This window comes from Mycobacterium sp. E2733 (assembly GCF_001667585.1).
In the GTDB taxonomy this organism is placed as follows: domain Bacteria; phylum Actinomycetota; class Actinomycetes; order Mycobacteriales; family Mycobacteriaceae; genus Mycobacterium.
The window spans coordinates 184,331-208,073 of record NZ_LZJZ01000027.1 but is presented as its reverse complement, the minus strand read 5'-3'; the positions used below and the strand labels follow the sequence as shown (position 1 = coordinate 208,073).

Below are 23,743 nucleotides of genomic sequence, written 5' to 3'. Positions count from 1 at the left end.
CCAATCTCCTTTTTTAGGTGAGCTCTTCTAGGGTGCGGGCCAGCTCGGCGCCGGTCATCGGCTCTCGGGCGGCCACGAAGACCGTGTCGTCGCCGGCGATGGTGCCGACGACGTACGGTAACGCCGCCCGGTCGATCGCGCTGGCCAAATAGTTGGCGCCGCCGGGCGGGGTGCGCAGCACCGCGAGATTGGCGCTGGCGTCGGCGGAGACCAGGAGTTCACTCAACAGCCGGGACAGTCGCGCGGTGCCGCCGGAGACGCCGCGCACCGGGCTGCCGTCCTCGGGAACGATGTAGACGCCCACGCCGCCGTCGGCGCCGCGCAGCTTCACCGCGCCCAGCTCCTCGAGGTCGCGCGACAACGTGGCCTGGGTTACCTCGATGCCCTCGTCGGCCAGCCGGGCCGCCAGTTCGCTTTGGCTGCTGATCGACGCCGACGACAGGATCGCCACGATGCGGTCTTGCCGGCCCGCCCGGGTGGTTTCGGGGGTGGTCTTCGACCTAGTCATGAGCGCCGCTCCAACAGCCACACCAACAGCGCCTTCTGGGCGTGCAGCCGGTTCTCGGCCTCGTCCCACACCGCGCTGGCGGGCCCGTCCATCACCGCGTCGGAGATCTCGTCGCCACGGTGGGCCGGAAGGCAGTGCAGCACAATGGCTTCCGGGTCGGCCAGGCCGAGCAGCCGCTCGTCGACTCCGAACGGCCGGAACGGTTTGACCCGATCCAGCCCGTCGTCCTCCTGCCCCATCGACGTCCAGGTGTCGGTCACCAGGACGTCGGCACCGGCCGCGGCGGCGTCGGCGTCCGTGGTGAGGGTGACCGAGCCGCCGGTGGCCTCGGCGCGCTCACGGGCCGCCGCCGTGAAGGCGGGGTCGGGCGCGAAGCCGTCCGGCGCGGCGATGGTGACGTGGATGCCGGCGGTCACCCCGCCGAGGAGCAGCGAGTGGGCCATGTTGTTCGCGCCGTCGCCGAAGTAGGACATCCGCAGTCCGGCAAGCGATCCCTTGCGTTCGGCGATGGTCTGCAGGTCGGCCAGCACCTGGCAGGGGTGGAACTCGTCGGACAGCGCGTTGACCACCGGCACGGTGGCCACCTCGGCCATGGCCTCGAGCCGGTCCTGCCCGAACGTCCGCCACACGATCGCCTCGACGTAGCGGGACAGCACCCGCGCGGTGTCCTGCAGCGTCTCGTCGCGGCCCAGCTGCGTGCTGCGGGCGTCGACCACGACGGCGTGGCCGCCGAGCTGGGCGATGCCCATCTCGAAGGAGAACCGGGTGCGGGTGGAGTTCTTGTCGAAGAGCACCGCGACGCCGCGCGGCCCCTCCAGCGGCCGGCAGCTGAACGGATCCTTCTTCAGGTCGGCGGCCAGCTGCAGCACCTCGGCCTGCTCCTGGGGCGACAGGTCGTCGTCGCGCAGAAAGTGTCTAGTCATCCGCGGCCCTGTCCAGGATGCCCGGCAGGGCGGCGACGAAGCTGTCGAGCTGGGCTTCGGTCACGATCAGCGGTGGGGCCAGCCGGATGACGTCGGCCGCGGCGGCGTTGACCAGGAAACCGGCTGCCCGCGCGGCACTTTCGGCTTCCTTGGCCCGCGGCGCGGTCAGGACCACGCCTTGCAGCAGCCCGCGTCCGCGCACGTGGTCGACCAGGGGGTGGTTCAGGGACTCGACGCCGTGGCGCACCGACTTGCCCAGCACATCGGCGTGCCGGACCAGGTCCTCGTCGGCGATCACCCGCAGCACCGCCCGCGCCGCCGCGGCGCAGATCGGGTTGCCGCCGAACGTGCTGCCGTGCAGGCCGGGCGCCATCAGGTCCGCGGCCCGGCCGACGGCCAGGCACGCGCCGATGGGCAGCCCACCACCCAGCCCCTTGGCCATGGTCACGACGTCCGGGGTGATGCCGTCGTGCTGATGGGCGAAAAACGCTCCGGTGCGGCCCATCCCGGTCTGCACCTCGTCGAGCACCAGCAGCACCCCGTGGCGCGAGGTGATGTCACGCGCGGCGGTCAGATAGCCCTCCGGTGGGACGACGACGCCGCCCTCCCCCATGATCGGTTCGAGGAACACCGCGGCGGTGGCGTCGTCGACCGCGGCCGCCAGCGCCTCCGCGTCGCCGTAGGGCACGTGCGTGACGTAACCCGGCAAGGGCTCGAACGGCGCCTGCTTGCTCGGCTGACCGGTCAGTGCCAGCGAGCCCATGGTGCGGCCATGGAAGCCGCCCTGCGCCGCAACGAGTTTCGTGCGCCCGGTCAGCCGCGACAGCTTGAACGCGACCTCGTTGGCCTCGGTTCCCGAGTTGCAGAAAAACACCCGCGTCGGCGCGCCGGTCTTGTCGGAGCCCAGCAGGGCCGCCAGCTCTTCGGCCAGCGCGATGCCCGGTTCGCTGGCGTACAGGTTGGAGGTGTGGCCCAGCGTCGTCATCTGCCGCGTGACGGCCTCGATGACCGCGGGGTGGCGATGACCGAGGACGTTGACCGCGATGCCGCCGAGCAGGTCCAGGTATGTGTTGCCGTCCACGTCGGTGACCACGACACCGTCACCGCTGGCCAGAGCAAGCGGTGGGGTGCCGTAGTTGTTCATCATCACGGCTTCCCAGCGCTGCTTGATCGCCTCCGACTCAGTCATCGGCGCCGCTCCTCCTCATCAACCACCTTGGTGCCGGTGCCCGCGTCGGTGAAAAGCTCGACCAGCACGCAGTGTTCGACCCTCCCGTCGATGACGTGCGCGCTCGGCACCCCCGCTGTCACGGCCCGCAGGCACGCTTCGACCTTGGGGATCATGCCCGCCTCCAGTGTGGGTAGCAGTTGCGCGAGTCTGGCGGTGTCGATTTCGCTGACCAGCGATTCGCGGTCCGGCCAGCTGGTGTACAGGCCCTCGACATCGGTGAGCATCAACAGCTTTTCGGCCCGCAGGGCCTCGGCGAGCGCCGCCGCGGCGGTGTCGGCGTTGATGTTGTGCACCACGCCCTCGACGTCCGGGGCCAGCGTCGACACCACCGGAATGCGGCCCGCCGCAATAAGGTCCAGCACGGCGGCGGTGTTGACCCGCTCGACGTCCCCGACCAGGCCGATGTCGGTGGCCACACCGTCCACGGTGACGCTGCGCCGCACGGCGGTGAACAGCTGCGCGTCCTCCCCGGTGATGCCGACGGCGTAGGGGCCGTGCGCATTGATCAGGTTGACCAGTTCGCGGCCCACCTGGCCGAAGAGCACCATCCGCGCCACGTCGAGCACCTCGGGTGTGGTGACCCGGAACCCGCCCTTGAAGTCGCCCGCGATGCCGAGGCGCCGCAGCATGGCGGTGATCTGCGGGCCGCCGCCGTGCACGACGACGGGGTGGACGCCGCAGTTGCGCAGGAAGGCCATGTCGGCGGCGAAGGCGTGCCGCAGCGTGTCGTCGGTCATGGCGTTGCCGCCGTACTTGATGACGACGATCTTGCCGTAAAGCTGCTTGAGCCAGGGCAACGCTTCGGCCAGCACCTGCGCTTTGACCCCGGTCGGCAGCTCCTGCGTGTTGATCGTCATGAGCTGTATGCCGAGTTCTCTTCGACGTAGGCGTGCGACAGGTCGGTGGTGCGCACCACCGCGGAGGCGTCGCCCACGCTTAGGTCGACGGTGATGTCGATGTCGGCACCGGACAGGTCCACCTCGCGCGCGCCCGGGGCCCCCACGCCGTCAACACACACGGCGAAGCCGTTGAACGACACCATGATCCGATCCGGATCGAGCGGGACCGGCGCCATGCCGACGGCGGCCAGCACGCGGCCCCAGTTGGGGTCGGACCCGAACACCGCGGTCTTGACCAGGCTGTCGCGGGCGATCACCCGGGCGGCGGTCAGCGCGTCGTCGTCCGAGGTGGCCCCGGTGACGGTGACGGTGACACGCTTGGTGACGCCCTCGGCGTCGGCCTGCAGCTGCACGCACAGGTCGTCGCACACCCGCAGGACGGCGTCATCGAGATCGGCCTGCGCGGGGGCGATTCCGCTGGCCCCGGAGGCCAGCAGCAGCACCGTGTCGTTGGTCGAACAGCTGCCGTCGATGTCGAGCCGGTCGAAGGTGCGTGCGGTGGCGCGGCGCAGCGCGCGGTCGAGCGCCGGGGGTTCGGCGACCGCGTCGGTGGTGAGCACGCAGAGCATGGTGGCCAGCGACGGCGCCAGCATGCCCGCGCCCTTGGCCATCCCGCCGACCGTCCAGTTGCCCGGGTGGTGCAGCGCAACCTGTTTCGGCACCGTGTCGGTGGTCATGATCGCGCGGGCCGCCTCGTCGCCGCCGCTGAGGCCGCCGGCCATGTCCTGCACTATGGCGCGCACCCCGGCGAGCACCTTGTCCATCGGCAACCGGTCACCGATCAACCCGGTGGAGCAGACCGCGACCTCGATGGCCCCCGTCTCGGTCCCCCAGTCGGACAACGCGGCCGCGACCGCCTCGGCGGTGGCGTGGGCGTCCTGGAAGCCACCCGGGCCGGTGCAGGCGTTGGCACCGCCGGAGTTGAGGATCACCGCGCGCAGCGCCCCGGTGGTCAGCACCTGCTGGGTCCACAGCACCGGCGCGGCCTTGACCTTGTTGCGGGTGAACACGCCGGCGGCCGCGTAGTCGGGCCCCTCGCTGAAAACCAGGGCCAGGTCGCGGTCGCCCGACGCTTTGATGCCGGCGGCGATGCCGGCGGCCCGGAACCCGGCCGGCGCGGTGACGCCCTGTTCGCGCACGAGGCGCGCCTCGGCCATCCGGGTCATATGCGCCGCTCCTCAAATCCCGGCTGCGCCGGCATCATCGTCGCCGGCGCGGTCACGGAGCGACCCCCACCACCGAAAGGCCTTGCGTCTCCGGCCAACCCAGCGCCAGGTTCATCGACTGGACCGCCGCGCCGCCGGTGCCCTTGACCAGGTTGTCGATCGCGGCGATCGCCACGAACGTCTCCGCGGCCTCGTCCACCGCGACGGCGAGGTGCGCCGCGTTGCTGCCGATCACCGATCCGGTCCGGGGCAGCTGGCCCTCGGGCAGCAGGTGAATGAACGGTTCTGCGTCATAAGCCTTTTCGTAGGCGGCCCGCAGCTGCGACAGCGGCGCACGGGTGCGCGCGGTGCAGGTGGCCAGGATGCCGCGCGAGGTCGGGATCAACACCGGGGTGAACGACACCGTGACGTCGCGGTCGGTAACGGCCCGCAGGCCCTGGGCGATCTCCGGGGTGTGCCGGTGGGCGCCCGCGATGTTGTAGGCCCGCGCGGATCCGATGACCTCGGAGCCCAGCAGATCGGTCTTGGCGGCGCGACCGGCCCCGGAGGTGCCGCTGACGGCGACCACCGTGACGGCGGGCTCGATCAGGTCCTCGGCCACCGCGGGCAGCAACGCCAGTAGCGCCGCGGTCGGGTAGCAACCCGGGACGGCGATGCGGCGCGCACCGCGCAACCGTTCGCGCGCACCGGGCAGTTCGGGCAGCCCGTAGGGCCAGCTGCCGGCGTGCGGGGAGCCGTAGAACCGCTCCCAGGCGCCTGCGTCGGTGAGCCGGAAGTCGGCACCGCAGTCGATGATCAGCGTGTCCGGGCCGAGTTGTTCGGCCAGCGCCGCCGAATGCCCGTGCGGCAGGGCCAGGAACACCACATCGTGGCCGGCCAGTGCGGCGAGTTCGGTGGGCTCCACCACCCGCTGGGCCAGCGGCGTCAGGTGCGGATGGTGCTCGCCGAGCGTGCTGCCGGCGCTGGTCGCGGCGGTCAGCGACCCGATGACGAGGCGCCCGTCGGCGTAGGCCGGATGCCCGAGCAGCAGGCGCAGGATTTCCCCGCCCGCATAGCCGCTGGCGCCGGCGATCGCCACCCTGAATACGTCGGCCATTCCGCCGATTCTGCATGGTTATGCATTGGTTTGCAAATCCATTCCGGGCGGCGGCTAGCTGCGGAGTTCGGCGCCGACCGCCTCGGCGGCCCGTCGTACGGCGGCATCGCGGGCCGCGCTGGCGTCGTCCTCGGTCAGCGTGCGGTCCGGCGCACGGAAACGCAGGGCGAACGTCAGCGATTTGCGGTCCTCCCCGACCTGCGGACCGGTGAAGACGTCGAACAGTTGCAGGTCTTCCAGCAGCTCGCCGGCGCCCTCACGGACGGCGTCGGCCACCGCCTGGGCCGGTACGTGCGCGGGCACCACGAGGCTGACGTCCTGGAAGACGGCCGGGAACGGCGACACCGTGGGCGCCGGCAGCGCCTGGACGATCGGGATGGCGTCGAGGTTCAGCTCGATGGCGCAGGTGCCGTTCGGCAGGCCGGAGCGCTCGATCACGGCCGGGTGCAGCTGTCCGGCGTGGCCGACGACGGTCTCCCCGACGAGCACCTCGGCGCAGCGGCCCGGGTGCCACGGCAGGTGCTGGGCCGCCCGCAGGCTCACCTCGACCCCGCTGGCGCGGGCGATGATGCGCGCCGCCTCGAACGCGTCCGCGGCTTCGGCCCGGCGGCCCGGGCCCCACGGGCCGCGGCGTTCGCGCAGGCCCGTCAACACCGCCGCAACGTGCTGCGGTTGGCGCGGCAACGAGGCGTCCAGCACCGCGATCTCGGTGTCGGTCGGCCGCCGGTGCACGGGGATGGGCTGCACACCCCGGGTCTCCTCGGTCGGTTGCACCACCTGCGCCAGGGCGTACAGCGCGACGTCCACCAGCCCGCGGGACACGTTGCGCACCAAGGCTTCCAGCAGCGCCGGCAGCAGCGTGGTGGCCAGATGCGGGCGGTCGGCCTCCAGCGGGTTGAGCACCTGCGTGGTCGTGCGGCGCGGGTCGTCGGCCGGCAGGCCCCACACGTCGAACACGCCCGCGGGCAGGAACGGCGTCGGCAGAATCTCGACGTAGCCGGACTGGGCGAGCGACCTGCCGATGGCGCGGCGACGCTTCTGCCCCGCGGTGAGGCCCCGGCCCGCGGGAGCCGCGGGCAGCACCGACGGGATGGACTCGAGGCCCTCCAGCCGCAGGACCTCCTCGACGAGGTCGGCCGGCTGCACCAGGTCGGGTCGCCAGCTCGGCGGCGTCACCGTCAACGCCTCGCCATCTTCGGCCACCAGCGCGCCGATCTGCTCGAGGCGCCGCGCGGTGGTGCCGGAGGGGTAGGCCACCCCGGCGAAGCGGTCGGGCAGGTCGGCGGGGATCCGAATCGGCGGGCCGGCCCAATCGGCGACCGAGTTGCCGACCGACGGGTCGCCCCGCCAATCGGTGAGCTCGCCCGACACCTCTCCGCCCGCGATGTCAGCGAGCAGCGCGGCGCATCGGTCCAGCGCGGCGACCGAGATGGCCGGGTCCACCCCGCGCTCGTAGCGCCGGGCGGCCTCGCTGGGCAGGTGCAGGCGGCGCTGCGTGCGCGAGACGGCCGCGGGGTCCCAGACGGCGGCCTCCAGCAGCACGTCGGTGGAGTCGGCACGCACCTCGGTGCTCGCCGCGCCCATCACGCCGCCGATCGCCGCCGTCGCGCGGTCGTCGACGATGAGTACGTCGGCCGGATCGAGCCGGCGCTCGATGTCGTCCAGGGTGACGACGGTCTCGCCGGGCCGGGCGAACCGCACGCCCAGGCCCCCGGAGATGCGGTTGGAGTCATGCGCGTGCATGGGGTGACCGAGTTCGAGCATCACGTAGTTGGTGACGTCCACCGCCGGCGACGTCGCGCGGATGCCCGCCAGCAGCAGCCGGCGTTGCAGCCACCACGGCGACACCGCCCCGGGGTCGATGCCGGTCACGGGCCGCAGGGCGAACCGGCGGACACCGGTTTCGGCCTGCACCGTCAGGGGCCAGGCCTCGCCATCGGCCGGCAACGGCTTCGTGTCGGCGGGGTCGACGAAGTCGAGGCCGTAGGCGCACGCGACCTCGCGGGCCAGCCCGCGCACCGACATGCAGTAGCCCCGGTCGGGGGTGATCGCCAGATGGAATACCACGTCGTCCAATCCGAGCACTGCGGCGCCGTCGGCGCCCGGCTCGGCGGTGCCGGGCGGCAGCACCAGGATCCCGGAATGGTCGGCGCCCAAACCGAGCTCGGCCGCCGAGCAGATCATGCCGTCCGAGTCGCGGCCGTAGGTCTTGCGCGCCGAGATGGCGAACCCGCCCGGCAGCGTGGCGCCGGGCAACGCCACGACCACCAAATCGCCGACGGCGAAGTTCGTTGCCCCGCAGACGATGTCGCGTTCCGCCCCCTCGCCGACGTCGACCCGGCAGGCGCGGATCGGCTTTTTGAAGCCGGTAAGCTCCTCGATGCCGGTCACCCGTCCCACGGTCAGCGGCCCGTCGACCGGGCCGAGGGTGACCACCTCCTCGACCTCGTGGCCGATGCCCACCAGCGTCTGCTCGAGATCGCCGGGGGTGACGTCCCAGCCCGGGGAGCCCGCCGCCACCACTTCCCGCAGCCAGCTGTAGGGGATGCGCATCAGGCACCCACCCCGAACGGCAACGAGAACCGGACGTCGCCCTCGACCATGTCCCGCATGTCGGGGATGCCGTTGCGGAACTGCAGGGTGCGTTCCAGGCCCATTCCGAAGGCGAATCCGGAGTAGACGTCCGGGTCAATCCCGGCGGCCCGCAACACGTTCGGGTGCACCATGCCGCAGCCGCCCCACTCCACCCAGCCGGCGCCGCCTTTCTTGCCGACGAACCACACGTCGACCTCGGCGGAGGGTTCGGTGAACGGGAAGAAGTGGGGCCGGATCCGGGTGCGCGCCTCGGGGCCGAACTCGGCGCGGGCGAAAGCGTCGAGGGTGCCCCGCAGATGCGCCATGGACAGGCCGCGGTCCACCGCCAGCCCCTCGACCTGGTGGAAGACCGGCGTGTGGGTGGCGTCCAGCTCGTCGGTGCGGAAGGTGCGGCCGATCGAGATGATGTAGACGGGCAGCTCGTGGGCGAGCAGGGTGCGCACCTGCACCGGCGACGTGTGGGTGCGCAGCAGCTGCCGGGAATCGTCCGGCGCGACGTAGAAGGTGTCCTGCTCGCTGCGCGCGGGGTGGTCGGCGGGGAAGTTGAGGGCGTCGAAGTTGAACTGCTCGGTCTCGACTTCCGGGCCCTCCGCCAGTTCCCACCCCATCGCGACGAAGGTGTCGGCAATGTGCTCGGCCAACTGGGTAATCGGGTGCCGGGCGCCGATCGGCTGCCGGCTCGACGGCAGCGTGACGTCGATGCCCTCGGCGGCCAGCACCGCCGCGTCGCGTTCGGCGCGCAGCGTCGCCAGTCGTTCGTCGTAGCTGCGCTGGACCTCAGTTCGTGCGGAGTTGACCCGCTTGCCGGCGTCGGCCCGCTCGTCCTTGGGGACGCCACCCAGCGCCTGCCGCGCCAGCGCCAGCGGTGAGCGGTCACCGAGGTGCTCGGTCTTCACGCGTGCCAGGGCCTCCAGATCGCCGGCGAGCGCGATCGCCTCCCGGGCGGCGCCGACGGCCTTGGCCAGGGCGTCCGGTGACAGGTCGACGGGCTGAGCACCCACGCGGCGACACTCTCCTTGGTGATGAGGGGCTGGCTGGAAATTGCCCAGCGCAAATGCCGATCATAGTGATGCGGTGCTCGCGGTCCGGCGGGCGCTTCGGACTAAGGGCGGCCGAGCAGCCGCGGAAGTCTAGGTCGCCGGAGCCGGCTGCGGACCGGCCAGCGCGCCGTCGTCCAACACTTCGCCGCGCGCGGTGACGAACTGCACGATCTTGTGGGCGGCCAGCGCGCCCAGCACCCCGACCGCGGGCGCCGCGGCCATGGTTCCCCAGTGGTGGGCCAGGAGCAGGAAGCCGAAACCCGACGAGGCCACCAGCATCAGGGAGCGCACCGGCGTCCAATGGATGGGCTGGCGGAACCGGGCGGACACCAGCACGCCCAGGACCACGGCGACGGTGTGCCCGGCGTCGGTGAAATCACCGCCGATGATTGCCGAGGCGATGCCGGCCGACACCCACCAGCCGACCCAGGCGGGCCGCCAGCGTTGGGGAATCACCGCCGTCATCGCGCCGAGCACCGCCAGGGCGCCGTAGCTCATCCCGACGTCGCTGGCCCGGGTGATCGAAAGGGGCAGCCAGCCGAACTCGACCGCCGCGGCGAGGGCGGCGGCCACCACCAGCGTCGCGCCGATGTGGCCGACGAGGAACGCCACGACCAGCCTGATCGTGCGCAGGTGCAGCTCGCCGAGTGCGAGCAGGCAGGTGAGGAAGGGCAGCCAGAAGTAGAGCGGACCGGCGTCGACGACCAGCGCGCTGCCCAGCAACGTGCCGACGTGGCCGTGGGCGAGGTTGTGCAGGTTGGTGCTGGCGCGCTCGACGAGCACGTCATGCGCGTGCGGGCCGAGCAGCAAGATGGCACAGCTGAGGGCAAGCAGCACCGCCACGTACCCCACCGTGAACTGGACCCGGGCGAGCCGGGTGAAGATGCCCCCAAACATTGCATCCATTATGTCGGGTAATCGGTTTCGGAAGTGTGATCGGGCGCTGTCAACTCCCTATGAGTCCTCAAACGATATATCGCTAAGTCCGCCGGGACGCCGGTGCTTTTTCCCGCAAACACCGGTTTACGTGCACGTTTGGCGACCACGCCCATCGCGTCCAGTTCGCTCTGGGCGATCAGGTCGAGTGTCGAACCTGACACCATGACCCCGCCTTTGGTGGCCCGTTCCATCACCCGCGCGGCGATGTTGACGTCGACACCCAGCCAGTCCGCCGCCAACCGCTGGGGCCGCCCGGTGTGGATGCCGACCCGCATCCGCGGCGTGTAGCCCGCCACCTCGACCGACTTCAGCGCCTCCTTGGCGGCCAGGACGGCCCGCACCGCGACCGTGGGATCGCCGAAGACGGCCATCAGGCCGTCGCCCATCCGTTTGACGATGTGGCCACCGGCGTCGAGCAGCGGCGGCTCGACCGCGCGCGCCACCTGTCGCAGCAGGGTGAGCGCCGCGTCGTCGCCGGCCTGCAGGGACCACGACGAGAAGCCGACCAGGTCGGTGAACACCAGCGTCACCTCGGGATTCGCGGGACGGCGGGCGACCGACTCGGTCAGCGCCTGCCACACCTGCAACACCCCGAGGCTGACTTCGCGCGACACCGCGTCGCGATCCCCCAGCAGCCGGTCGGCGGCACGCGCCGCGGCGCGCGGCCCACCGTCGCCGGCCGTGGACAGCGGGTCGCCGAACTCGGGATCGCCGGGTAGCAGACGTCGGGCCCGGCGGATGAACGCCACCGCGGCGGGGCTGTGATTCCGGCTGTGCAACCACTGCGAGGCGCCGTGCGCCGAGACCGGGGAACGCGGTGGCGGATCGGATGACGTCACCGTCGATTCTTCGGGCCCGCCCGAATCCGAGTCGCGACGCGCGAGTTCCACCTGGCCAGGTTATTTGGTTCCGCCGGAGGCGGGCAATGAAGCCCCCACCGTTTGTGTCGCAGCTCGCAACGTATCGCCTGATCACGGCGACGCCACACCGCTGTGGACGCCCCATAACACCCGCCGGCGCGCAACGGCCGAAATCGTAGACAACGCGCGTTGTCAAAGTTATCGTGAGCCGAGGAGGCCGAGATGACTGCCATTCCAACGCGATCCGACGATCCGCTCGGACCCGATTCTCTGACCTGGAAGTACTTCGGCGACCTACGCACGGGAATGATGGGCGTCTGGATCGGCGCGATCCAGAACATGTATCCGGAGCTGGGCGCGGGCGTCGAGGAACATTCGATCCTGCTGCGCGAGCCCCTGCAGCGGGTGGCCCGCTCGGTGTACCCGATCATGGGCGTCGTCTACGACGGCGACCGCGCGGCCCAGACCGGGCGGCAGATCACGAGCTACCACCACACCATCAAGGGCGTCGACGCGTCCGGCCGGCGGTATCACGCGCTGAACCCGGAAACGTTCTACTGGGCCCACGCCACCTTCTTCATGCTGGTGATCAAGGTGGCCGAGTACTTCTGCGGGGGTTTGACGGAGGCCGAGAAGCGGCAGCTGTTCGACGAGCACGTGCGGTGGTACCGGATGTACGGGATGAGCATGCGGCCGGTGCCCACCTCCTGGGAGGAGTTCTGCGAGTACTGGGATCGGGTCTGCCGCGAGGAATTGGAAATCAACCAGGCGACGCTGGACATCTTCCAAATTCGAATTCCCAAGCCCAAGTTCGTGCTGATGCCGACGCCGATCTGGGACCAGATGTTCAAGCCGCTGGTCGCCGGGCAGCGCTGGATCGCGGCGGGCCTGTTCGAGCCCGCGGTTCGGGAGAAGGCGGGCATGCGCTGGACGCCCGGCGACGAGGTGCTGCTGCGCCTGTTCGGCAAGCTCGTGGAACTGGCCTTCCTGGCGGTTCCCGACGAGATTCGGCTGCATCCCCGTGCGCTGGCCGCATACCGCCGAGCCGAGGGGCGGCTGCCCGGCAACGCGCCGTTGGTGGAGGCTCCGCCGTTCATGGCGCCGCCGCGCGACCGCCGCGGGCTGCCGATGCATTATTTTCCCCCCCGTTCCCGCCTCGCCCCGCGCTCGCCGCTCGACCCCGCGAAGGCCCTGATGGAGCGCGCCGGCTCGCTGGTGCACGGGACGCTGTCGCTGGCGGGCCTGCGGCCCGCCCGGGGGCGCGTCAGGGCCGCTTGAACATGCCCAGCGCCTGCGCGCTCTGGTAGAGGCAGATGGCCGCGGCGGAGGCCACGTTCAGGCTCTCGGCGCCGCCGGACATCGGGATGCGCATGCGGTGATCGGCCGCCGCCGCGAGTTCGGTTGGCAAGCCCTGTGATTCGGGCCCGAACAGCCACGCCGTCGGCCGGCCGAGCAGGGCCGCGGCCTCGTCGAGGCGCGTTTCGCCGTCCACGGTCGTCGCCAGCACCTGCAGCCCCGCGGCGCGCACGGCGCCCAGTGCGGCGGCCGCATCGGGCGCGGCGGCCACCGGGATCGAGAAGATGCTGCCGGTCGAGGCGCGCAGACACTTGCCGTTGTACGGGTCGACGCTGTGCCCGCCGAGGATCACGCCCTGTGCGCCCATCGCGTCGGCGATGCGAATCACCGTGCCGGCGTTGCCCGGCTCGCTGATCTCGACGGCGACCGCGATCAGCCGGGGCGAACCGGCCAGCACGTCCGCCAGGCCGGTCGCAGGCACCTCGCAGACGGCGATCAATCCGGCAGGGGTGACGGTGTCGGACAGCGCCTTCGCGGCCCGCTCGCTGACCACATGGACCGGACAATGCTGCGCGGCAAGCAAAGCCGCATACCGCTGCGACGCTGCTTGGGTGACGAAGACGTCGCGGACCAGGCCCCGGGCTGCCGCCGCCTCGACCAGGTTGGAGCCCTCGGCCAGGAATCGCCCCGCCCGCCGTCGGCCGACGTGGCGATGCAGTTTGACCGCCGCGGCGACCCGGGCCGAACGTTCGGTCAGCACCTGCAATGCCGGTTTAGGCGGCCTCTCCGGAATCCGAACGCGCGTTGACGTCCTCGGGCAGCGCGGCCCGGGCGACGTCGACCAGCGCGGTGAACGCCGCGGGATCGGTGATCGCGATGTCGGCGAGGTTCTTGCGGTCGACTTCGACGCCGGCGGCCTTCAAACCCTGGATCAGCCGGTTGTAGGTGATGTCGTTGGCGCGCGCCGCCGCGTTGATCCGCGAGATCCACAGTTTCCGGAACTCGCCCTTGCGCGCGCGGCGATCGCGGTAGGCGTAATTCAGCGAATGCAGCTGCTGCTCTTTGGCTTTGCGGTAGAGCCGCGAGCGCTGGCCGCGATACCCCTTGGAGGCCTTGAGAATGCTGCGCCTCTTCTTGTGGGCGTTGACCGCCCGCTTCACGCGTGCCATGGGGGTTCCTGCTCTCCTGAAAGTAACTTGAAAAGTAATTGGTTCGGGTGCCGGCGGCGACTGGCGCCGACGCTCGGCTTGTTGAAGGTCAGCCGTTCAGCAGCTTGTTGACCCGCCTGGTGTCGTTGGCCGCCACGGTGGTGCGGCCTTCCAGCCGCCGGGTCCGGGTGGAGGGCTTGTGCTCGAACAGGTGCCGACGGTTGGCTTTCTGGCGAAGGATCTTGCCGGTTCCGGTGCGCCGGAACCGCTTCGAAGCCCCGCTGTGGGTCTTGGCCTTGGGCATGTTTCCTCTAATTCTCGAAGTGCTCGCTATGTGGTCTCAGGTCAGTTGGGTGAAGGGCTGTCGGCGCCGGCGTCGGCGTCCGGTGCCGCGGCGTCCCCCGGTCCTTCGGGGTGCCGCGCCCTGGCGCGGGTCTTCGCGCCGCGGTGCGGGGCCAGCACCATCGTCATGTTCCGGCCGTCCTGCTTGGCGGACGTTTCGACGAAGCCGTATTCGGCGACGTCCGCGCCCAGCCGCTGCAGCAGGCGGTAGCCCAACTCGGGCCGCGACTGCTCACGCCCGCGGAACATGATGGTGACCTTCACCTTCGAACCCGCCTCCAGGAAGCGGATTACGTGACCCTTTTTGGTCTCGTAATCGTGATCGTCGATCTTCGGTCGCAGTTTTTGCTCTTTGACGACGGTCTGCTGCTGGTTCCGGCGGGATTCGCGCGCCTTTTGCGCCGCCTCGTATTTGAACTTGCCGTAGTCCATGATCTTGCAGACCGGGGGTCTGGCGTTCGGGGCAACTTCGACAAGGTCGAGGTCGGCGTCCGCAGCGACGCGCAGTGCGTCTTCGATGCGCACTATGCCTACCTGCTCTCCCCCGGGGCCGATCAATCTGACTTCAGGTACGCGGATGCGCTCGTTGACGCGGGTCTCAGTGCTGATGGGGCCTCCCTTGTTGGGCTGATAGATATCGTGCGCTCACGGCCAGGGCCTGGGTCGGGAGTCAGCGGCGGAAACACCACACCACCAGCAGAAAAGCCCTGCAATAGCAGGGCCCAATGCCGACCGATCACGGCTTGCAACTGGTCAAGCCGCCCGCGTTGCCCGCGGAACAGACATGCGCGATGTCTGTGACCGGACCGCCGAGCCTTGAAGAAAACCTCGTGGCGCGCGGTGGGAGTGGGACTCCACTTACTGTTCCTGGCCTTCGCCGGGATGGTCGCGGACGCCAGTTTAGCAGCCACGGGGCGGCTTTTTGCACTTCGCCCCCGACCCCGTCCGGCGCGCACGAGCACGCCCGAGCGACCGGACCAATTAGTGCTGGCCACTCTTAGCGCTTCGCCAAGCTTTTCACGGACTGAGGGCATATCCTCGCGGTCTGTGACACTCGCTTCATCTCGTTCGGGGCCCCGTTCGGGACCTCGCGGTCGGTCGCAATCCCGGTATCGCTGGGTACCGGCGGCGGCCGGGTGGATCGTGGGCGTCATCGCCACGGTTTCGTTGCTGGCCAGCGTGTCCCCCGCGCTTCGGTGGCTGATCAAGGTCCCCCGCGAGTTCATCAACAGCTATCTGTTCAACTTCCCCGACACCAGCATCGCGTGGTCGTTCGTGCTCGCCTTGCTGGCCGCGGCACTGACCGCGCGAAAACGGATCGCCTGGCTGGTGTTGCTCGGCCAGATGATCCTTGCCGCCGGCTTGAACGTCGCCGACATGGCCGCGGGCGACAACACCGCGGCCGAGACCTTCGGCGAGAACCTCGGGTTCGCGGTGCACATCATCGCGATCGTGTTGTTGGTGCTGGCGTACCGGGAGTTCTGGGCCAAGGTCCGCAAAGGCGCGCTGGTCAAAGCCGCCGCGGTGCTGGTCGCCGGGGATGTGGTCGGGATCCTGATCTCGTGGGGCCTGGTGGAGTTGTGGCCCGGAACGCTGGCGCGCCAGGACCGCCTGCCCTACGTGGCCAACCGGGTGGTCGGATTCGCCCTGGCCGATCCGGACCTGTTCACCGGCAAGCCGCACGTGTTCCTCAACGCGATCTTCGGCCTGTTCGGAGCGCTGGCGCTGATCCTGGCGACGATCGTGCTCTTCCAATCGCAGCGCGCCGAGAACGCGCTCACGGGTGAGGACGAGTCGGCCATCCGCGGGCTCCTCGAGCTATACGGCAAGCACGACTCGCTCGGATACTTCGCGACCCGCCGCGACAAGTCGGTGGTGTTCGCGCAGAGCGGCCGCGCCGCCATCACTTACCGCGTCGAGGTCGGCGTCTGCCTGGCCAGCGGTGACCCGATCGGCGACCCGCGGGCGTGGCCGCAGGCCATCGATGCCTGGCTGGGGCTGTGCCAGACCTACGGCTGGGCGCCGGGGGTGATGGGCGCCAGCACGCAGGGCGCGCGCGTCTATCGGGAAGCCGGGCTGAACGCGCTCGAGTTGGGCGACGAGGCGATCCTGCGGACCGCCGATTTCCGGCTGTCCGGTCCCGACATGCGCGGGGTGCGCCAGGCCGTGACCCGGGCCCGCCGGGCCGGGCTGACCGTGCGCATCCGCCGGCACCGCGACATCTCGGCGGAGGAGATGGCTCAGACCATCACCCGCGCCGACGCCTGGCGCGACACCCAGACCGAGCGCGGCTTTTCCATGGCGCTGGGCCGGCTGGGCGATCCGGCCGATGGGGATTGCCTGCTGGTCGAGGCGATGGACCGCGACGGCGCCGTCGTCGCGATGCTGTCGCTGGTCCCGTGGGGAACCACCGGGGTCTCCCTGGACTTGATGCGCCGCTCGCCGGGATCCCCCAACGGCACCATCGAGCTCATGGTCAGCGAGCTCGCGCTGACCGCCGAAACCCTTGGCATCAGCCGCATTTCGTTGAACTTCGCGATGTTCCGCTCGGCGTTCGAACAGGGCGCGCAACTCGGCGCAGGCCCGGTCGCCCGGTTGTGGCGGGGGCTGCTCCTGTTCTTCTCGCGGTGGTGGCAGCTGGAGACGCTGTACCGCTCGAACATGAAGTACCAACCGGAATGGGTTCCGCGCTACGCCTGCTACGAGGACGCGCGCCTGATCCCGCGGGTCGGCGTCGCCTCGGTGATCGCGGAGGGCTTCCTGGTCTTGCCGTTCACCCGCCGCGAGAGGATGCACACCGGCCATCACCCCGCCGTGCCTCCCAGACTGGCGGAGTCGGGCCTGCTGCATCACGACGGCTCGGCGCCCGACGTCAGCGAGTTGCAGCAACGACGCGACGACGCGGAACTCGAAGAGTCGAGAGCCCGCCTGCCCGAGCAGGTGCGGGTGCGCCTGGCGAAACTGAAGGTACTGCGGCGCAACGGCATTGACGCCTATCCGGTGGGAATCCCGCCCAGCCACACCGTTTCCCGGGTGCTGGACGCCGACGATCAGGAAACCGTCTCCGTCGCCGGCCGGATATTGCGGATCCGGGACTACGGCGGGGTGCTGTTCGCCCAGCTGCGGGACTGGTCGGGCGAATTGCAGGTGCTGCTGGACAATTCACGCCTGGAGCGCGGCCGCACCGCGGACTTCACCGCGGCCATCGACCTCGGGGACCTCGTCGAGATGACCGGGCACATGGGCTTTTCCAAGAACGGAACCCGCTCGTTGATCGTGCGCGACTGGCGGATGATCGGTAAGTGCCTGCGGCCGCTGCCGAACAAGTGGAAGGGGCTGACCGACCCGGAGGCGCGGGTACGGACCCGCTACGTCGACCTGGCGGTCAATCCCGAATCGCGCGAGCTGGTCACGGCGCGCAGCAGCGTCCTGCGCTCGGTGCGGGAAACCTTGTTCGCCAAGGGTTTCATCGAGGTCGAGACGCCGATCCTGCAGCAAATCCACGGCGGAGCCACCGCCCGGCCGTTCGTCACCCACATCAATACGTACGACATGGACCTTTTCCTGCGCATCGCGCCGGAGCTGTACCTGAAGCGGCTGTGCGTCGGCGGGGTGGAGCGGGTGTTCGAGCTGGGCAGGGCCTTCCGCAACGAGGGGGTGGACTTCAGCCACAACCCGGAGTTCACGCTGCTGGAGGCCTACCAGGCGCACGCCGACTACACGGCCTGGATCGACGGTAGCCGGGAGCTCATCCAAAACGCCGCACAGGCCGCCAACGGCGAGCAGACGGTGCTGCGCCCCGGCGCCGACGGCCGCCTGCAACCGGTCGACATCTCCGGGAACTGGCCGGTGAAGACCGTGCACGACGCGGTGTCCGAGGCGCTCGGGGAACGCATCGACCCCGACACGCCCCTGTCCGTTTTGCGCAAACTCTCCGATGCCGCCCACATTCCGTATCGGGCGCAGTGGGACGCCGGCGCCGTGGTGCTGGAGCTCTACGAGCACCTGGTCGAGAACCGGACCGAGCGACCGACCTTCTACATCGACTTTCCGACCTCCGTCTCGCCGTTGACCCGACCGCACCGCAGCCGGCGCGGCGTCGCCGAGCGGTGGGACCTGGTGGCCTGGGGGGTCGAGTTGGGGACCGCGTACAGCGAGCTCACCGACCCGGTGGAGCAGCGCCGCCGCCTGCAGGAGCAGTCGCTGCTGGCCGCCGGCGGCGACCCCGAGGCGATGGAGCTCGACGAGGACTTCCTGCAAGCCATGGAGTACGCGATGCCGCCCACCGGCGGGCTCGGCATGGGCATCGATCGGCTCGTCATGCTCATAACCGGCCGCAGCATCCGCGAAACCCTGCCATTTCCGCTGGCCAAGCCCCACTAGGCGGCCCGCGACGCGCGGTCGGCCCGACGGCGAACATTCGGTGAATATGTTCCAGGCCGGTTAACGATGGATCACAATGAATGCCGTGACCGCGTCGACGACCAATGCCACGACGCAGTTGCTGGCAAGCAGCCACACCTCGCTGATGCACGGCTGGGTGCCCACCACGATCCAGGTGGTGACCGCGATCGTGCTGACGCTGGCCGTCGGATGGCGATCGCGGCGGTGGCGGGCGGTGTGGTTGCCGGCGGCTGCGCTAGCCGGCGCCGCCGTGGCCTACCTGACGCACTGGTACATCGTCGACCGCGGCCTGTCCGACGAACCCGCGCCGACGGCACTGTGGCTCTGGATCACGTTGACCGGCATGGCGGTGGCGGTGCTGATCCTGGGGTGGCGCGGCGCTCGCCGCTGGCGGCGCGGGGCGGGCCTGCTGGCCGTGCCGTTGTGCGCGCTGTGTGCCGCCCTGGTGCTCAACCTATGGGTCGGCTACTTCCCGACCGTGCAGGCCGCGTGGAGCCAGATCTCCTCCGGTCCCCTGCCCGATCAGACCGACCCGGCCACCGTCACCGCGATGGCCGCCAAACGGGCACGCCCACCGCACGGCAGCGTGGTTCCGGTGGTGATCCCCTCTGACGCCTCGCATTTCAAGCATCGCGGTGAGCTGGTTTACCTGCCGCCCGAATGGTTCACCAGCAGCCCGCCGCCGGCGCTGCCGACGGTCATGATGATCGGCGGCCAGTTCAACACCCCGGCGGACTGGACCCGCGCGGGCAACGCGGTCAAGACTATCGACGACTTTGCGGCCGCCCACGACGGCAAGGCGCCGGTGTTGGTGTTCGTCGACTCCGGAGGGGCCTTCAACAACGACACCGAGTGCGTCAACGGCGTCCGCGGTAACGCCGCCGACCATCTGACCAAAGACGTTGTGCCGTATATGGTTTCCAAGTTCGGCGTCAGCGGCGACCGGTCCCACTGGGGCATCGCCGGCTGGTCGATGGGCGGGACTTGCGCCGTGGACCTGACCGTCATGCACCCCGACATGTTCAGCGCGTTCGTCGACGTCGCGGGGGACTTCTTCCCCAACGCCGGAAGCAAGACCCAAACCATCGCCCGGCTCTTCGGCGGAAACGCCGACGCGTGGGCGGCATTCGACCCGACGACGGTGATCAGCCGGCACGGGACGTACAGCGACGTGGCCGGCTGGTTCGCGATCTCCTCCGACGGCCCGCCCGCGCCGCGCCGCGACCCGATGATGACCGACAGCGGCGCGATCCGTCTCGCAAGAGGGGAAGCGGCAGCCAACCCCGGCAACCAGGCGGCGGCCGCTTACTCGCTGTGTTCGCTCGGCCGCGCCAACGGGATCGACTGCGCGGTGCTGGCGCAGCCGGGCAAGCACGATTGGCCGTTCGCCGACCGGGTCTTCGCCGCCGCGCTGCCGTGGCTGGCCGGCCGGCTGGGCACGCCGGGAATTCCGCGGACCACGTTGCCCGGCGCCGCCCCGGCCGCGCCTGCCACCCCGGTCGTCGTCCCTGCCGACCATTCCAATCCCGCCCGGCGGTAGGCCGCTGGTGTTTGCCGTTGCGCGGGTTCGGCGCGCCATCTTTGCGCGGCACTGCAATCCGTGGAGCGCCTGGACCCGCTGGGCGAGCACCCCGCTGATCCTGGTGCCACCGTGGACGCGGCGCTGGAACCATGCGGCGTGGATTGGCCTGTGGCTGGCCGTCAACCCGTTCGTATTCGGCAAGCCGGCGCACGAGCGGGCGTGGTCGACGCGGGCGATGCTGGGCGAGGAGTTGTGGATCAGCCGTCGACCCCGGGACGCGGCCATGGTGGTCAGCGCGCTGACATCGGTGGCCGCGATCGGTGCCGTCGTCGCCGCGCGCCGCCGTCGCCCGCTGCCCGCCGCGGCCGCTGTCACGGTGCAGATGGCGCTGACGCTGGTGTACTGGGAGCAAATGGTGCGCTATCTGGAGCGCGAGCGGCGGGACCCGGCCGGGCTTTTAGTAACGTGACCCTCATGCCCGACGAACCGACCCCGCCCGATCCCGGGTACGACAGCGCCGGTGTGCCGACCTTCGAATCCGTCCGCGAGAAGATCGAAAATCGCTACGCGACATCCTTGGGCGACGCGGAATTGGACGCCGAGTCGCCGGAGGGCCGCTCTGTCGCCGAGCAATACGACGAACGCGAGCGCGCCGCGGCCGATCGGCTGGCCGAGTTCCGCGAGTCGATGCGCAAGGACGAGGGCTAGGGCGGCTGGCTTAGCGTCGGGGGGACGTCGATGAGTGAAACGCAGCCCGGTTCGCGGATCGGGAGCCGGTTCGGGCCGTATCAACTGCGCCGCCTGCTGGGCCGCGGCGGGATGGCCGTTCAGGCGGTGACTTTGCGCCGCCGGCTCGACCGCCGCGGCGGGGCGACCCGGCCGATAACCTCGGCGAGGAACTTCCCGGTGTAGCTTTCCGGCACCGCGGCGATGTCCTCCGGGGTGCCTTCGGCGACAACGGTTCCGCCCTCGGCGCCACCCTCGGGCCCCATGTCGACGATCCAGTCCGACGTCTTGATGACGTCCAGGTTGTGCTCGATGACGATGACGGTGTTGCCCTTGTCCACCAGCCCGTTGATGACGGTGAGCAGCTTGCGGATGTCGTCGAAATGCAGCCCGGTGGTGGGCTCGTCGAGGATGTAGACGGTCCGCCCCGTCGAGCGCTTCTGCAGTTCGGCGGCCAGCTTGACGCGCTGCGCCTCGCCACCGGACAACGTCGGGGCGGGCTGACCCAGCCGGACGTAGCCCAGGCCGACGTCGACGAGCGTGCGCAGGTAGCGGTGAATGCCGGTGATCGGCTCGAAGAAGTCCGCCGCCTCCTCGATCGACATGTCCAGCACTTCGGAGATGGTCTTGCCCTTGTAGTGCACTTCCAGCGTTTCGCGGTTGTAGCGCGCGCCGTGGCAGACCTCGCACGGCACGTACACGTCGGGCAGGAAGTTCATCTCGATCTTGATCGTGCCGTCGCCGGTGCACGCCTCGCATCGGCCGCCCTTGACGTTGAACGAGAACCGGCCCGGTTGGTAGCCACGGACTTTGGCCTCCGTAGTGGCCGCGAACAGGGTGCGGATCTTGTCGAACACGCCGGTGTAGGTGGCCGGGTTGGACCGCGGCGTGCGACCGATCGGCGACTGGTCGACCCGCACCAGCTTGTCCAGATGGTCCAGACCCGTCACCCGGGTATGCCGCCCCGGGACCAGCCGGGCACCGTTGAGCCGGTTGGCCAGCACCGTGGCCAGGATGTCGTTGACCAGTGTCGACTTGCCGGAGCCGGACACGCCGGTCACCGAGGTGAGCACGCCGAGCGGGAACGAGACGTCGATGCCGCGCAGGTTGTGCTCGCGGGCGCCGACGACGGTGAGCTGACGCTTGCGGTCTATCGCACGCCGGATCGCCGGCATCTCGATGGCTTCCTTGCCCGACAGGAAGGCGCCGGTGATCGAGTCCTCGTTGGCCAGGAGCTCGGCGTACGTCCCGCTGTGCACGATCTCGCCTCCGTGCTCACCGGCGCGGGGACCGATGTCGACGATCCAGTCGGCGTGGGCGATGGTGTCCTCGTCATGCTCGACGACGATCAGCGTGTTGCCCAAATCCCTGAGCCGCGTGAGGGTTTCGATGAGCCGACGGTTGTCACGCTGGTGCAGCCCGATCGACGGCTCGTCGAGCACGTAGAGAACGCCCACCAGGCCGGAGCCGATCTGGGTGGCCAGCCGGATCCGTTGCGCCTCACCGCCGGACAGGGTGGCCGCCGCGCGCGACAGTGACAGGTAGTCCAGCCCGACGTCGAGCAGGAAGCCGAGCCGCGACTGGATTTCCTTGAGCACCTGCCCGGCGATCGCCTGCTCTCGGTGCCCCAGGGTGAGCGCGTTCAGGAAGTCCGAGCAGTCCGAGATCGACAGCTCGCACACCTCGGCGATGGACTTCTTGCCGCGCCCCCCGGCGGACAGCGAGACCGCGAGGATCTCCGGCTTGAGCCGGGTGCCCTCGCACTCCGGGCAGGGGACGTCACGCATGAAACCCTCGTAGCGCTCCTTCATCTGCTCGGACTCGGTCTGGGCCATCTTGCGCTGCAGGAACGCCAGCACACCCTCGAAATCCGCGTAGTACGAACGGGTTCGGCCGTACCGGTTGCGGTAGCGCACATGCACCTGGTGGTCGGAGCCCTCGAGGATCGCCTTGCGCGCCTTGGCCGGCAGCTTGCGCCAGGGCGTGTCGACGTCGAAGCCCAGCTCGTCGCCGAGCCCGGCCATCATGCGGGTGAAGTACTCCGCGGTGTGGCCCGTCGACCACGGGGCGACCGCACCCTCGGCGAGCGTCCTTTCGGGATCGGGCACCACCAGGTCGGGGTCGACCTCCTTGCGGATGCCCAGGCCGGTGCACTCGGGGCAGGCGCCGTAGGGCGAATTGAACGAGAACGACCTCGGTTCCAGGTCGTCGACCGCCAGCGCGTGCCCGTTGGGGCAGGCCAGCTTCTCGGAGAACCGCTGCTCCCGGTGATGATCGGGCTCGTGGGCCCCGTGGTCCGGGAACTCCAGCACCACGATGCCGTCGGCCAGGTTCAGCGCGGTCTCGACCGAATCGGTGAGCCGCTGCTTGGCGCTGGCCTTGACGGTGAGGCGGTCGACCACCACCTCGATGTCATGCTTTTCTTGCTTCTTCAGCTTGGGCGGATCGGTCAGCGAGTGCACCACGCCGTCGACCCGGACCCGGCTGTAGCCCTGCGCGTTCAGCTTCTCGAACAGGTCGGCGAACTCGCCCTTGCGGGTGCGCACCACCGGGGCGAGCACCAGAAAGCGGGTGCCCTCCGGCATCGCCAGCACCTGGTCGACGATTTGCTGGGGGGTCTGGCGGGCGATCCGCTCGCCGCACACCGGGCAGTGCGGCGTGCCGGCGCGGGCGTAGAGCAGCCGCAGGTAGTCGTACACCTCGGTGATCGTCCCGACGGTCGACCGCGGGTTGCGGTTGGTCGACTTCTGGTCGATGGACACGGCCGGGGACAGGCCCTCGATGAAGTCGACATCCGGCTTGTCCATTTGGCCCAGAAACTGGCGGGCATAGGCGGACAGCGACTCGACGTACCGGCGCTGGCCCTCGGCGAAAATCGTGTCGAAGGCCAGCGACGATTTGCCCGACCCCGACAGCCCGGTGAAGACGATCAGCGCGTCGCGCGGTAGGTCGAGGTCGACGCCCCGCAGATTGTGTTCGCGGGCGCCCTTGACGATCAGGCGGTCAGCCACGCTGCCCTCTCTCAGTGGATCTTTACGTGTTGCAGCC

20 protein-coding genes are annotated in these 23,743 nt (G+C 70.0%); 5 read left to right on the top strand and 15 right to left on the bottom strand.

The window, feature by feature from the left end:
• Nucleotides 1-13: 13 nt before the first annotated feature.
• The 10 genes from A5678_RS06890 to A5678_RS06845 all read right to left on the bottom strand — a co-directional run bounded on the left by A5678_RS06890 (nucleotide 14) and on the right by A5678_RS06845 (nucleotide 11,287).
• Nucleotides 14-508 carry an arginine repressor gene (locus tag A5678_RS06890; protein WP_066953103.1) on the bottom strand — a complete coding sequence of 165 codons (495 nt, stop codon included), beginning with the start codon at nucleotides 506-508 and terminating at the stop codon, nucleotides 14-16.
• Entirely contained in the window at nucleotides 505-1,431 is a 927-nt protein-coding gene (gene argF, locus A5678_RS06885) for an ornithine carbamoyltransferase (protein ID WP_068040153.1), read from the bottom strand. The genes A5678_RS06890 and argF overlap by 4 nt, the downstream gene beginning before the upstream one ends.
• Nucleotides 1,424-2,620: an acetylornithine transaminase gene (locus tag A5678_RS06880; RefSeq protein WP_068040151.1), complete on the bottom strand. Its 1,197-nt coding sequence runs from the start codon at nucleotides 2,618-2,620 to the stop codon at nucleotides 1,424-1,426. Before A5678_RS06880 ends, argF begins: the two co-directional genes overlap by 8 nt.
• Complete coding sequence (argB, locus tag A5678_RS06875; protein ID WP_068040147.1) at nucleotides 2,617-3,519, bottom strand: acetylglutamate kinase; 903 nt, start codon at nucleotides 3,517-3,519, stop codon at nucleotides 2,617-2,619. The genes A5678_RS06880 and argB overlap by 4 nt, the downstream gene beginning before the upstream one ends.
• Nucleotides 3,516-4,727 carry a bifunctional glutamate N-acetyltransferase/amino-acid acetyltransferase ArgJ gene (argJ, locus tag A5678_RS06870; protein WP_068040145.1) on the bottom strand — a complete coding sequence of 404 codons (1,212 nt, stop codon included), beginning with the start codon at nucleotides 4,725-4,727 and terminating at the stop codon, nucleotides 3,516-3,518. The genes argB and argJ overlap by 4 nt, the downstream gene beginning before the upstream one ends.
• A gap of 52 nt (nucleotides 4,728-4,779) precedes the next feature.
• On the bottom strand, nucleotides 4,780-5,823 hold the full coding sequence (argC, locus tag A5678_RS06865) for an N-acetyl-gamma-glutamyl-phosphate reductase (RefSeq protein WP_068040142.1): 1,044 nt from the start codon (nucleotides 5,821-5,823) through the stop codon (nucleotides 4,780-4,782).
• A 54-nt stretch (nucleotides 5,824-5,877) separates the two neighbouring features.
• Nucleotides 5,878-8,376 (bottom strand): phenylalanine--tRNA ligase subunit beta, encoded by a 2,499-nt coding sequence (pheT, locus tag A5678_RS06860; RefSeq protein ID WP_068040140.1) that lies wholly within the window; start codon nucleotides 8,374-8,376, stop codon nucleotides 5,878-5,880.
• A complete protein-coding gene (gene pheS, locus A5678_RS06855) occupies nucleotides 8,376-9,419 on the bottom strand; it encodes a phenylalanine--tRNA ligase subunit alpha (protein ID WP_068040138.1) in 1,044 nt (347 codons plus the stop codon). The genes pheT and pheS overlap by 1 nt, the downstream gene beginning before the upstream one ends.
• A gap of 129 nt (nucleotides 9,420-9,548) precedes the next feature.
• Nucleotides 9,549-10,355 carry a rhomboid-like protein gene (locus tag A5678_RS06850; RefSeq protein ID WP_068040235.1) on the bottom strand — a complete coding sequence of 269 codons (807 nt, stop codon included), beginning with the start codon at nucleotides 10,353-10,355 and terminating at the stop codon, nucleotides 9,549-9,551.
• Between the two features lie 8 nt (nucleotides 10,356-10,363).
• Nucleotides 10,364-11,287, bottom strand: a complete 924-nt coding sequence (locus tag A5678_RS06845) for an adenylate/guanylate cyclase domain-containing protein (RefSeq protein ID WP_068040136.1) — start codon at nucleotides 11,285-11,287, stop codon at nucleotides 10,364-10,366.
• A 192-nt stretch (nucleotides 11,288-11,479) separates the two neighbouring features.
• Between A5678_RS06845 and A5678_RS06840 the strand changes: the two genes are divergently transcribed.
• Nucleotides 11,480-12,535: an oxygenase MpaB family protein gene (locus A5678_RS06840; protein ID WP_068040134.1), complete on the top strand. Its 1,056-nt coding sequence runs from the start codon at nucleotides 11,480-11,482 to the stop codon at nucleotides 12,533-12,535.
• Here A5678_RS06840 and A5678_RS06835 read toward each other — a convergent pair.
• The 4 genes from A5678_RS06835 to infC all read right to left on the bottom strand — a co-directional run bounded on the left by A5678_RS06835 (nucleotide 12,522) and on the right by infC (nucleotide 14,652).
• Nucleotides 12,522-13,313 carry an RNA methyltransferase gene (locus A5678_RS06835; RefSeq protein WP_068040232.1) on the bottom strand — a complete coding sequence of 264 codons (792 nt, stop codon included), beginning with the start codon at nucleotides 13,311-13,313 and terminating at the stop codon, nucleotides 12,522-12,524. The two genes, A5678_RS06840 and A5678_RS06835, sit on opposite strands and share 14 nt — an antisense overlap.
• A gap of 13 nt (nucleotides 13,314-13,326) precedes the next feature.
• Entirely contained in the window at nucleotides 13,327-13,722 is a 396-nt protein-coding gene (gene rplT / locus A5678_RS06830) for a 50S ribosomal protein L20 (protein WP_068040132.1), read from the bottom strand.
• A gap of 88 nt (nucleotides 13,723-13,810) precedes the next feature.
• Nucleotides 13,811-14,005 carry a 50S ribosomal protein L35 gene (gene rpmI / locus A5678_RS06825; protein ID WP_068040130.1) on the bottom strand — a complete coding sequence of 65 codons (195 nt, stop codon included), beginning with the start codon at nucleotides 14,003-14,005 and terminating at the stop codon, nucleotides 13,811-13,813.
• A gap of 41 nt (nucleotides 14,006-14,046) precedes the next feature.
• Complete coding sequence (gene infC / locus A5678_RS06820) at nucleotides 14,047-14,652, bottom strand: translation initiation factor IF-3 (protein ID WP_082945421.1); 606 nt, start codon at nucleotides 14,650-14,652, stop codon at nucleotides 14,047-14,049.
• 438 nt (nucleotides 14,653-15,090) lie between these two features.
• Here infC and lysX point away from each other — a divergent pair, with 438 nt between their 5' ends.
• The 4 genes from lysX to A5678_RS06800 all read left to right on the top strand — a co-directional run bounded on the left by lysX (nucleotide 15,091) and on the right by A5678_RS06800 (nucleotide 20,677).
• Nucleotides 15,091-18,426 (top strand): bifunctional lysylphosphatidylglycerol synthetase/lysine--tRNA ligase LysX, encoded by a 3,336-nt coding sequence (lysX, locus tag A5678_RS06815; RefSeq protein ID WP_082945420.1) that lies wholly within the window; start codon nucleotides 15,091-15,093, stop codon nucleotides 18,424-18,426.
• 76 nt (nucleotides 18,427-18,502) lie between these two features.
• Complete coding sequence (locus A5678_RS06810; RefSeq protein WP_197502057.1) at nucleotides 18,503-19,987, top strand: alpha/beta hydrolase family protein; 1,485 nt, start codon at nucleotides 18,503-18,505, stop codon at nucleotides 19,985-19,987.
• Nucleotides 19,988-19,994: 7 nt separating this feature from the next.
• Nucleotides 19,995-20,438: a DUF6653 family protein gene (locus A5678_RS06805; RefSeq protein WP_197502056.1), complete on the top strand. Its 444-nt coding sequence runs from the start codon at nucleotides 19,995-19,997 to the stop codon at nucleotides 20,436-20,438.
• Between the two features lie 5 nt (nucleotides 20,439-20,443).
• Nucleotides 20,444-20,677 (top strand): hypothetical protein, encoded by a 234-nt coding sequence (locus A5678_RS06800; protein WP_068040227.1) that lies wholly within the window; start codon nucleotides 20,444-20,446, stop codon nucleotides 20,675-20,677.
• 119 nt (nucleotides 20,678-20,796) lie between these two features.
• Here the strand turns inward: A5678_RS06800 and uvrA are convergent, their stop codons facing one another.
• Nucleotides 20,797-23,706, bottom strand: a complete 2,910-nt coding sequence (gene uvrA / locus A5678_RS06795; RefSeq protein ID WP_068040124.1) for an excinuclease ABC subunit UvrA — start codon at nucleotides 23,704-23,706, stop codon at nucleotides 20,797-20,799.
• Nucleotides 23,707-23,743 lie beyond the last annotated feature (37 nt).